Annotated in this window: 8 protein-coding genes; 6 read left to right on the forward strand and 2 right to left on the reverse strand. The window is 56.8% G+C overall.

From position 1 onward, the window contains the following. From J7J49_RS20275 to J7J49_RS20295, 5 genes are all read left to right on the forward strand, one after another. Nucleotides 1-4,474 (forward strand): RHS repeat-associated core domain-containing protein (locus J7J49_RS20275; protein WP_215095243.1); only part of this gene is annotated, 4,474 nt, incomplete at its 5' end. After that, nucleotides 4,471-4,923 (forward strand): hypothetical protein, encoded by a 453-nt coding sequence (locus J7J49_RS20280; RefSeq protein WP_215095245.1) that lies wholly within the window; start codon nt 4,471-4,473, stop codon nt 4,921-4,923. The genes J7J49_RS20275 and J7J49_RS20280, both read left to right, overlap by 4 nt. A 23-nt stretch (nt 4,924-4,946) precedes the next feature. Continuing rightward, nucleotides 4,947-6,044: an RHS repeat-associated core domain-containing protein gene (locus tag J7J49_RS20285; protein ID WP_215095247.1), complete on the forward strand. Its 1,098-nt coding sequence runs from the start codon at nt 4,947-4,949 to the stop codon at nt 6,042-6,044. A gap of 347 nt (nt 6,045-6,391) precedes the next feature. Further along, complete coding sequence (locus J7J49_RS20290) at nt 6,392-6,721, forward strand: SH3 domain-containing protein (protein WP_215095249.1); 330 nt, start codon at nt 6,392-6,394, stop codon at nt 6,719-6,721. 539 nt (nt 6,722-7,260) lie between these two features. After that, nucleotides 7,261-7,629 (forward strand): hypothetical protein, encoded by a 369-nt coding sequence (locus tag J7J49_RS20295; protein WP_215095251.1) that lies wholly within the window; start codon nt 7,261-7,263, stop codon nt 7,627-7,629. A 198-nt stretch (nt 7,630-7,827) separates the two neighbouring features. On the opposite strand, the gene recG is transcribed toward J7J49_RS20295, so the two are convergent. Both recG and J7J49_RS20305 read right to left on the reverse strand, forming a co-directional pair. After that, a complete protein-coding gene (recG, locus tag J7J49_RS20300) occupies nt 7,828-9,903 on the reverse strand; it encodes an ATP-dependent DNA helicase RecG (protein ID WP_215095253.1) in 2,076 nt (691 codons plus the stop codon). Then, a complete protein-coding gene (locus J7J49_RS20305) occupies nt 9,900-10,829 on the reverse strand; it encodes a hydrogen peroxide-inducible genes activator (protein WP_064232362.1) in 930 nt (309 codons plus the stop codon). Before J7J49_RS20305 ends, recG begins: the two co-directional genes overlap by 4 nt. A gap of 168 nt (nt 10,830-10,997) precedes the next feature. Here J7J49_RS20305 and J7J49_RS20310 point away from each other — a divergent pair, with 168 nt between their 5' ends. Further along, nucleotides 10,998-11,879, forward strand: a complete 882-nt coding sequence (locus J7J49_RS20310; RefSeq protein ID WP_064232363.1) for an SDR family oxidoreductase — start codon at nt 10,998-11,000, stop codon at nt 11,877-11,879.

Consider the following 11,879-nt stretch of genomic DNA (forward strand, 5'->3'; position numbering starts at 1 on the left):
CTTTAACGAACTGCGTTTTGAAGACGCCACCGGTGAAGAGCAGATCTGGCTGCATGCCCAGAAAGACCTGGAGTTGCTAACACTTAACGACCGCACCGAGGAGATCCGCCGGGACAGCCACCTCAAGCTGCATCGCAACCGCTTGAGCGAGATCCATAACGACGATCACCTTACCGTGCACGGGAAACGCTACACCCAGATCAAGGGCGATGACCACCTTCAGATCGATCAAACCCGCCATGAGGTGTACGGCGAGTCCCAATTGGTGGAGACCGGCCGCGAGCTGCACCACAAGGCGGGCAGCCAAATTGTGTTGGAAGCAGGCAGCGAGATCACCCTCAAAGCCGGCGGCAGCTTTATTAAGCTCGACCCCGGCGGGGTGACCATTGTGGGGCCTCAGGTCAAGATCAACTCCGGCGGTAGCCCTGGGCGCGGCCAGGGCCACGCCATTGTACTGCCCCGCTTACCCTTTGAGGCCGAGCCCGAGGAGAGCGAGGACGTCACCCTCGACCCGCACCAGACCCCGCTACTCAGCAGCGATATCACCGCCGCTACCCCGTTGGCGCTGGACGATATCGATATTACCGATGGCCTGGCCGACGACTGCAGCGCCTGCCAACCCGCCGTGGGCAGCCCGGTGAACCCGCTCTTGGGCGCCAAGCTGCTGCCTGCGGAGACCGACTTTGCACTCCCCGCGCCCCGGCCGTTTGTGTTTAGCCGCGGCTATCTCTCCAGCAACGAACAAATAGGTGCTCTGGGTCAGGGCTGGTCACTCCCCGGCGTGTCCCTGGCCATTACCCTCAACGACGACGCCTGTATTGTTCATGATGCCCAGGGTCGAGCGATTACCTTTGGTTCACTGGCCCCCGGCCAGGCGCGCTTCTCGCCCACCGAGCAGCTGTGGATTCGTCGTGGGGGCAACGCGAGCGCCAGCACCTCTGAACAAGATAGTACTCCGGGCGACGATATCCGCTGGCAAGCCCTGGACGAGACGCTGCGTAGTGATCCTGAGCGTATCGTGTTAAGCAATGCCAGTGGGCTTTACTCTGTGTTTGTCAGCCCAGCCTCTGCCCATCCAGCAGACGCGGCCACCACCACGGGTGCACCTTCCGGTGATAGTCCAGAAAATAGCGCTGCTCGCTGGCCCTTGATCGAAGAGCGCGACCGCAATGGCTATACCACCCAGTACCGCTGGGAAGGTAATCAGTTGGTGCGGGTGATCGACAGCGCCCAGCGCCACTACCAGTTGGTCTATGATGGCCTGTTGCCCGCCATGCAGGGCGATAGTGGGCAGCGCTTGACCGGCGTCAAGCTGGTGCAGGAGCACGACGGTAAATCGGCGGACGAGTGGTTGGTGCGCTACTCGTTTAGTTCCGCTGGGGATTTGATCGCGGTGCGCCACCGTCACGGCGAGGTGGTGCGCGAGTTTGAGTGGCAGGATCATATGCTCACCGCTCACCGGGTACCCGGTGGCATGGAAGCCCACTACACTTGGGATCGCCACGCCCCAGATGGCCGCGTGGTGGGTCAGCAGGAAGCCGGTGGCCTGGCGCGCTCTTATACCTATCATGTAGACCATACCCTGGTCACCGACAGCCTGGGCCGGGAGGAGCGCTACCACTTTGTGGGCAGCGGCCCCGGCCGCCGCTGGACGGCTCATACCCGCGCCGACGGTTCGCGGATCGAGTTCCGCTACGACCGGGCCGGTCTTAAGGTAGCCACTGTGGATCCCCTGGGGCACGAGACGCTGATCGAGCGCGACGATCACGGCCAAGTCATTGCCCAGACCGGCCCGGACGGCACGCGCTGGGCGATTGAGCGCGATGCTCTCGGGCAGCCGGTGAATATCGAAGGCCCCGAAAATCAGCGCTGGCAGATCACACGCAACGACCTCGGTCATCCGTTGGAAGTCACCGGGCCGGAAGGCACCACCGCTTTTGCCTATGACAATACTGACCTGCCCGACCGCCCCACGACCATTACCGATGCAGGTGGCGCCACCCACCAGCGCGAGTGGAACGCCCTGGGTCAGATGACCGCCCAGATCGACTGCTCCCAGCAGCGTACAACTTATAGCTATGACCGCCACGGCTATCTAGCCAGCATCACCAATGCCCTCGGGGAAACTACCCGCACCCAGCACGACAAGATGGGGCGGCGCATCGCCACCCAGCTTCCTGACGGGCTCTATTGGCACCACCATGTGGATTCCCTAGGACGCTTGGTAGAGCTGGAAGGCCCGCAAGGGTTTCGGCAGCAGTTCTTCTTTGATGACCACGGCCGCCCGGTGCAGCGCATCGAGGCCGATGGTAGCCAACAGTTTACCGCTTACGACGACATTGGCCGCTTGAGCGAGCTGACCCTGGGCAACGGCGCCGTCTACCGTTTTGCTTATGACGACATGGATCGCTTAGCCAGCGAGACTGGCCCCGATGGCCGCGAGCAGCAGTACCGCTACGATGATGCTGGGCAACTGATCGAACGTATTGAGACCAACCGAACAGGCCCCGACGGCCAGCCGCTGGTCACCCGGTACGACTATGACGAAGTTGGTCGCCTGACTGCGCGCCACCTGCCCGCTACGGAACACGCCCCGGCCAGCACGGAGCAGTACCAGTGGGGCGCCAATGGCCAACTCCTCAGCGTCACCAACGATCATGGCGAAGTGACCTTCCGCTACGACGCAGCCCAACGCTTAATCGGCGAACAGCAGCAACATGCGGGCCTAGCAGGCGAGAGTGGCTGGCAGTGGCAACACCAGCACAGCCTCACCGCCACCGGCGCCCCCGAAGCCAGTCAGTTCGGTGACCTACCCGCGCTTAATTGGCACACCTACGGCAGCGGCCACCTGCACGGCATGAGTGCCCCCGGCCTGGATCTGGAAATCGCCCTGGAACCCGATGCCCTGCACCGGGAGTCCCAGCGCCGTCTTAGTACCAGCGCCAATGCGCACAACCAACCATTAATGTTGGAGCGGGGCTACACCAACCTCGGCCAGCTGGATCACCTCACCCTGCGCAGCCCGGACGCCACCAGCCAGCAAAGCTATCAATACGACGCCCTGGGCCGGATGAGCTTCCGTAGCCTCGAAGGTGACCCCGCCTCTAAGGTGATCGCCTACAGCTACGACGCCGCCGGGCGCTTGATCGGCAGCCAGCACGGCGATCATGCCCACCGCTACGCAGTGGACGCGGCGGGTAATCGGTTAGAGCCGCAACAAGACAAGCAGCAAGGGCTGACGGATAACCGCCTCACCCAACTCAACGGGGCGCGTTACCGCTACGACGGCGCAGGCAACCTGATCGAACGGCAGCAGCCCAACGGCGAACGTTTAACCCTGGGCTACGACGGTGCCAACCGCTTGGTGCATCTCACTCATGCCAGTGAGCTGGGCTACACCCGCGAAGCCATCTACCGCTACGACGGCCTGGGAAGACGCATCAGCAAAACCGTACGCCACCCCAACGGCACCACCGCCACCACCCACTACGGCTGGGACGGTGACCGCATCGTACAGGAAGAAACCGACAACCAGCGCACTACCGTGGTGTATGAGCCTGGGAGTTTTGTACCCATGCTTCGGATCGATGATACCCAGCAAGGCCAAGTGCTCAGCGCCTATATAACCGACGCCCTGGGCACGCCCATGCAGTTGGTTACCCCCAACGGCCAACCCCGCTGGCTCGCCGAACCCGACGACTGGGCAGCCGTCAAAAACCAACGCGCCGTGCGCAACGTTATACAACCCATCCGGTTCCAGGGCCAATGGCACGACGAAGAATCGGGGCTTTACTACAACCGCCACCGTTATTACGACCCGCAGCAGGGGCGGTATATCAGTCAGGATCCGATTGGTCTTAACGGCGGCACTAACCTGTATGGCTACGTGACCAACCCGACGGGGATGGTGGATCCGTTAGGGTTGAGAAATAGAAGAGGTCCTTATGGATTGGGAAGCCTTAACAGCCAATCCAACATGATAAGAAGATCCACAGAAAACATTGGCAGCCGTTGGTCTAACTTAGACTCATTGAGCCATTATAGAAATGATGGGCCTGATGTCACCCTTAGGGAAATAGGTCATTTATCAACCATACAAAACTCTGCTACGACTCAAGGAGTCCTATCTAGGTTTGGCAATCAGATAAATGAGACTGCCACGGCCATATGTGCATCAAATGGCCCAGGAACGTTTGATATAAACCAAAAATTTCATAGAAGTTACAGCTTCTATAACGATAAGTTTTTTATTGGAAGCGCTACATTATCTGGAGATTTTAATGGCACCATTGATATTGATTCAAACGGCGCATACGCATATTCAGGTGATACTGAAATAAACTTCTATGACGAATTCACAGACCCTTATGACACCTTTAATGTTTTTGAACGTGATTGGAATCCAGACGGAACGCCATATAACATCTCTGACCAGTGGTCTAAAACCTATCAGGGAGGAGGAATATGTCGATGAGAAAAATTCTTATATTTTTCACTGGCGTTATCTTTTTCGTCATATTGGTTATAGTATTTTTTGTTTTCCAGCATGTGTACAACTTCAGCACACGAATAGTTGAAGACATCTGCATTGATCAAGTATTTATGAAAGATGAATATGATCTAATCAATTGCACTAACAACAAAGTCCTCGTCCAAGACGCTTCGGAATGGATTGTTAAAGACAACACCCTCTATGGCATTGCTATGGATGACCGTGACATTTATTTTTTAATAAATACTGAAAACAACTCGGTAACACTTATCGACTCTTATCTTGACTTCAACGATTACTTAAATGAATTAGGACTACCTAACTACAATATGAGTAATTCTGAAGGTATGGTTCATTTGCTCTACGGCGCTGGAAGAGACCGAATCTTCCCAACAGAAGAAGGTTGCTGCGTTCCCTGGCGGCGGCGGTAGCATGGCAATATGCGCCTTTCATCATGAATCATATCAAACTTAGGCACACCTGCGGCAGCGGCCACCTGCACGGCATCAGCGTCCCCGGCCTGGATCTGGAAATCGCCCTGGAACCCGATGCCCTGCACCGGGAGACCCTGCGCAGCCCGGACACCACCAGCCAGCAAAGCTATCAATACGACGCCCTGGGCCGGATGAGCTTCCGCAGCCTGGAAGGTGATCCGGCCTCTAAGGTGATTGCTTACAGTTACGACGCAGCCGGGCGCTTGATCGGCAGCGACCACGCCCACCGCTACAGCGTGGACGCGGCAGGTAATCGGTTAGAAGGCCAACAGGCCCTGTCTGATAACCGCCTCGGCCAACTCAACGGTACCCGCTACCGCTACGACGGCGCAGGCAACCTGATCGAACGTCAACAGCCCAACGGCGAACGCTTAACCCTGGGCTACGACGGCGCCAACCGCTTAGTCCACCTGATCCACGCCAGCGAGCTAGGAGCGACCCGCGAAGCCACCTACCGCTACGATGGCCTGGGAAGACGCATCAGCAAAACCGTGCGCCACACCAACGGCACTACTGCCACCACCCACTACGGCTGGGACGGTGATCGCATCGTGCGGGAAGAAACCGAGAACCAGCGCACTACCGTGGTCTACGAACCGGGCAGTTTTGTGCCCATGCTCAGAATCGATGATACTCAACAAGGCCAGTTAGTCAGCGCCTATATCACCGACGCCCTCGGCACACCGATGCAACTGGTCACCCCCAACGGCCAACCCCGTTGGCTCGCCGAACCCGACGACTGGGCCGCAGTCAAAAACCAGCGCGCCGTGCGCAACGTTACCCAACCGATCCGGTTCCAGGGCCAGTGGCACGATGAAGAGAGCGGGCTTTACTACAACCGTCACCGCTATTATGACCCGCAGCAAGGGAGGTATATTAGCCAGGATCCGATTGGGTTAAGGGGTGGTACGAATCTGTATGGGTATGTGACGAACCCGACGGGGATGGTGGATCCGTTGGGGTTGGAAACAACTGTAACAATATGGAGACCAGTAGGGCGGGGAGCTTCGTCCTTTGGTCATGTTTCGACAAGCATTAATGATACAACGTATACTTAAGGCCCGGGGGGGGGGGGTATGTCTGTAGTGCCGACGAGTGAGTATATCTCGGACAATACCGACTTTCGCCTCGGAAGAGGAATACATCTAGATCTGACCGAAGAAGAGGAGGAGCTACTACAAAATTGTATGAGCAATTACAATTCGTCATACAGTATATTAACAAACAATTGTGCCCCCCCCATTCAAGACTGCTTAAAGCAACTTGGTTATGATTTAGACTGGAATATACTTCCGGTATCTCTTGGTTTCTCCCTACTGGACTCTGAATTGTTTTCAGGATCTGAGTTTTATCATCCAGCTGAGAAAAGCAATGTTATATGGCCTTTTGAGGAAAGCACCGCACCATGGGCAAAATAATTCTGTATGTTATTTTGGCAGGTTTGGCAGCTTTCGCTGCCTTATACGCATTGAATTTTTTTATGAAGAGTAAATCAGAATTTATTTTGATAGCTGAAGTTCCTATCGAGGTTTATGAAGATTTTCCAGCTAGTGGTCCTCCTAGCGAACAAGTACAGGTCATTGGTATGATGAGCAAGGGTGAGGCGGCACAGATACTCTACCCTGAATATGCAAAAGACTCTATGTACTACAAGGTTCAACTTCACAATGGCGTGAAAGGTTATGTTCGTTGGACTTCAGGAGATGTCACAGTCCAGCCTGCCAATAAGACTTGAACCATCTTTTTCTGAATTCGCGAAGCAATAAATCCACCAACCACCACCAAGTAAGGCATGTACTGTTTTCCTTGGTGGTCGCGTGCCAGTAAGCACCTTTTACCATGACCTACATCAAACTTAGGCACACCTACGGCAGCGGCCATCTGCACGACATGAGTGCCCCGGCCTTGATCTGGAAATCGCCCTCAAACCCGATACCCCTGCACCGGGAGACCCTGCGCAGCCCGGACACTAACATCCACTACGGCTGGGACGATGATCGTATCGCGCGGGAAGCAACAGACGCGCCGTGCGCAACCTCACCCAACCGCTCCGCTTCCAAGGCCACGACGAAGAGAGCGGGCTTTACTACAATCTTCACCGTTACTACGACCCGGCAGTATATAAGTCAGGATCCGCTGGGGGTGAGCGATGTGCTAGGCGGTAGCCCGTATTCACCGTCAAATCACATTTCCAGATCTGTGGAATAGGCTGAAAACGCTGCTAATACCAGATCCCCCATACCAAAATTAAGTATAACTAAAACAGCTGATTATATGAATGGTTTGGTTAGCGGTTCAATAATTTTGGGGAGAAGCTATCTCGATATGCGGGAAGCCAATACCATTGGCGGCGACAAGTATTTCCACCGTGAGGCGTCTCAGCATCATCTTCCAAAGATGATTAAGTGGCTAACCATCATGGCCGAAGTGCTGGGACTGCAAATTCGCCCTAGGATTACAGTCAAACATGCGAGTCATTTAGACCTAATGGACTACCATCTGAATATTGAGGTAATTATGAATAAAATAATCGCTGTGATTCTAATACTACCACTTCTTTCTGGCTGCGAATTTTGGGAAGTGGACAAATGTCTGGATAGAGGCGGAAAATGGAACTACGACGATGAAATATGCGCGTTTTAAGAGTCTCTGAATTCAACCAGTGAGAGCAACACAGTCAGCGCATTTTACCACTCTCCTGGACAGGCACAACAGTAGCAAGGGCTACATACCCATGAAATCACTTACCGATCCGACGGTCAGGGTCGCCGGATCGGTAAGGGCGTCACACCAACAGCACGACTGAAACATTGAGGCCAATGGTAGCAAGCCTAACATCATCTACACCTGCCCATACCGCCCCGCAGCCTCCCCCAGCCAGCGGCGCACCAGCACGGCGGTGATGCCGGGGTTGCCTTGCAGTGTTTGGGCCATGGCCGTTACTCGCTCTAGCAGGTCGGCATCGCGCTCCAGATCGGCAATTTTCATCTGCGCCAGGCCGGTTTGGCGGGTGCCGAGGACTTCACCGGGGCCGCGGATTTCCAGGTCTTTTTCGGCGATGCGGAAGCCATCGGTGGTTTCGCGCATCACTGCCAAGCGCTGGCGGGAGCTTTTCGATAGCGGCGGATGGTAGAGCAGCACGCAGAAGCTTTCTGTGCTGCCACGGCCCACGCGGCCGCGAAGCTGGTGAAGCTGGGAAAGCCCTAGGCGCTCGGGGTTTTCGATAATCATCAGGCTGGCGTTGGGAACATCCACCCCTACTTCGATCACCGTGGTGGCGACCAGCAGATCCAGTTCTCCCGCTTTGAAGGCGGTCATTACTTCGGCTTTCTCGCTCGATTTCATGCGCCCGTGAACCAACCCAACGGCAAGTTCAGGCAGGGCTACGGTTAGCTCATCGCGGGTGACTTCGGCGGCCTGGCACTGCAATACCTCGGATTCATCGATCAGCGTGCACACCCAGTACGCCTGGCGGCCTTCGCTGCAGGCTAGTCGAATACGCTCAACCACTTCAGGGCGGCGCTCGTCGGGCACTACCACCGTTTTCACCGGCGTACGGCCGGGGGGCAGCTCGTCGATTACTGAAACATCCAGATCCGCGTAGGCGCTCATGGCCAGGGTGCGGGGAATAGGCGTGGCGGTCATGATCAGTTGGTGCGGCGTTAGCCCGCCCGCCTCGCCCTTCTCACGTAGCGCCAGGCGTTGATGCACGCCAAAGCGGTGCTGCTCGTCAATGATCGCCAGCCCTAAACATTGGAAGTGGACGTCATCCTGAAACAGCGCATGGGTGCCCACCACCATACGCGCTCGGCCGTCGGCAATCGCCGCCTTGGCATCCAGCCGCGCCTTGCCTTTGAGCTTGCCCGCCAACCACGCCACTTCGATCCCCAGCGGCTCAAACCAGGCTTTAAACGAGCGGAAGTGCTGCTCGGCGAGGATTTCCGTCGGCGCCATGATCGCCGCTTGGCAGTTGCCCGCCAGGGCGCTCAACGCGGCCATAGCAGCGACAACGGTTTTCCCCGAGCCGACATCGCCTTGAATCAACCGTAGCATCGGCGCTGGGCGGCTTAAATCGTGGCCGATCTCTTCCAGCACGCGGCGCTGGGCGCCGGTTAAGGCAAACGGCAGTTGGGCCAAAAAGCGCGCCTGCAGGCTGCGCCCGGAGGGTAGCGTCGGCGCGCCATCCGCCTGAATACGCAGCCGCACTTCGCGCAAGCTTAATTGGTGGGCTAGCAGCTCTTCCAGCGCCAGCCTGCGCGTGGCCGGGTGCTGACCGAAAGTTAACTGTTCAATATTCACATCGGGCGGAGGCTGGTGTAGCAAATGCAGGCTGGCATGGAGCCCCGGTAGCTGAAAGCGCTGGAGAAGCGTATCGGGGATCACGTCCGGCAAGGCTTCGGGGGCGTCATCCAGCAGCCCAAGCGCCTGTTGCGCCAATGCACGCAGCCGCGGCTGATTAAGACCTTCGGTGGTGGGGTAAATAGGCGTGAAATACTCGTCTACCGGGGTTTCACTGCCACTCAGGCGATACTCGGGGTGGTAGATCTCTAAACCGGTCGCCCCGGCCCGCGCTTCACCAAACGCCCTCACCGTAGCGCCGGGGCGCATCTGCTGTTGCTGGGCCGGAGAGAAGTGAAAAAAGCGCAGGCTCAAAATACCGCTGGCATCACGCAGGCGCACCAGCAGGCTGCGGCGGCGCCCTTTGACCACGTCGCAGGCGGTCACTTCGCCCTCTATCACCGCCTCTTGGCCTGCCCGTAGCAGGCCAATCGGTGTCAGCCGCGTGCGATCCTGATAGCGCAACGGCAGATGAAACAGCAGATCGCTGACCCGCTCGATCCCCAACCGGCCAAGTTTTAGCGCCAGCGCTTCGCCCACGCCCTTCAGCGCGGTTATCGGCGCGGAGAGGTCGCTCATGGGGCGCTTTTCACGGCTTTGGCAGGTTGACGGCAATGGCTGATCGCCTGAATCAGCGCCTCAATGGCTTTGGGCCGGGGAAAGCTCGCCCGCCAGGCAATCGCCACGGTGCGCGAGGGCGCTGGATCAACAAACGGCCGACTAACCAGCATGGCATTTTCATACTGGTCGGTGCCCAGCGCCGACTGCGGCAGCACCGTGATGCCTAACCGGGAAGCCACCATATGGCGTATGGTTTCCAGCGACCCGCCTTCGGCGATCAGCGTATTGTTGGGGCTGTTGAGCTTTTGGGTAATCGCCGGGCAGGCTTCCAAAATTTGATCACGGAAGCAGTGACCTTCGCCAAGCAGCAACAGGCGCTCTTCGAGTAAGTCCTCTTTATTGATCGCTTCCCGCTCAACCCATGGATGATTGGCGGGAATGAGTACTTCAAAGGCTTCGTCGTAGATCGGCTTAGTCACCACATCGGTTTCGGTAAACGGCAACGCGACAATAATCACATCCAGCTCACCGCTTCTCAGCTTGGCGCGCAGCGTGCCGGTCATACCCTCTTCAATATACAGCGGCATTTGCGGTGCCGCGTTAGCCAGGGCTGGCACCAGATGGGGAAACAGATAGGGCCCGATGGTATAGATCGCGCCAATGCGCAGTGGATTGGCCAGCTGATCCTTACCCGCGCTGGCGAGCTCAAAAATAAGGCTGCTCTGCTCCAGCACACGCTGGGCCTGGGCAACGATTTTTTCACCCAGCGGGGTAACCTGCACGGTGGACTTGGAGCGCTCAAATAGCGGCGTTTCGAGCTCTTCCTCCAGCTTTTTCACCGCCACCGAGAGCGTGGGCTGCGAAACGTGGCAGCGTTCTGCCGCGCGGCCAAAGTGACGCTCTTGGGCAAGGGTTACGATGTAGCGAAGTTCTGTTAAAGTCATAGCGGTGCCAGTGGCATCCTCTCGTAGCAGCGTGTGACTAACATAGTGACAGTCAGCGGGATGGAAAAGGACAAGCAAGCTCTGCCGTCGGTCTTCTCATCCGACAATCGCATATTTGGTAGAGACTTTGCATCTAATAGGGAATATTAATCAAGAGGAGTAAGCACGGTGAAGCTAACCGTACTGATTATCGGCTGTGGCGATATTGGGATCAACCTTGGGCGCGAACTGCTTGAGGAAGGACACCAGGTGATTGGCTTACGTCGCAACGTGGAAGCCTTAAAAGGCACCGGTATTAAACCGCTAGCGTTAGACTTGGATAGCCTTGAAGAGGCCGATGCCAAAAGCCTGCCCCAAGCTGACTATGTGGTGTATACCGTCAGCGCTGACCGTTTCGAAGAGAGTGCCTATCAAAGTGCTTATCCTGACGGCTTAAAGCGCGTGTTGAGCGTGATGGAGCAGCACAAAACGCCGCCGCGTCGGGTATTTTTTGTCTCATCAACCAGCGTACACGGCCAGCAGGAAGGCGAAGTGGTCAACGAAGAGACCCCGCCCGATTCGACCAGCTTCTCTGGCACGCTAATGTGCGAAGCCGAACAGGCGCTGATCAATCATGCGCTACCCGGCACAGTGGTGCGCTTTTCCGGCATTTACGGCCCAGGCCGCGACCGGCTGATTCATCAGGTGGCTGAAGGCCGTGTGGCCGCAATCACGCCTGTGGTTTACTCCAACCGCATCCATCGCGACGATTGTACCGGCATTCTTGCCCACCTGATTCGCTACCAAGAAAGTGGTGAGACGCTGGCAGATATTTACCTAGGCAGCGATTGCGAACCGGTCACCATGCATAACGTCATGATGTGGCTGGCCGAGCAGCTTAACGTCGAAGCCACCGAGACCATGCAGTCCCCTTTACGTCGGCGAACCAGCAAACGCTGCGATAACCAGCGCCTATTAAGCACTGGCTATCAGTTCCGCTTCCCTAGCTACCGCGAAGGTTATGCACAGGTACTAAAAGAGGGCGGCTTTCTAGAGGTTAATAAGGTTTAA

This window comes from Halomonas sp. ISL-56 (assembly GCF_018612805.1).
Taxonomy (GTDB): domain Bacteria; phylum Pseudomonadota; class Gammaproteobacteria; order Pseudomonadales; family Halomonadaceae; genus Vreelandella.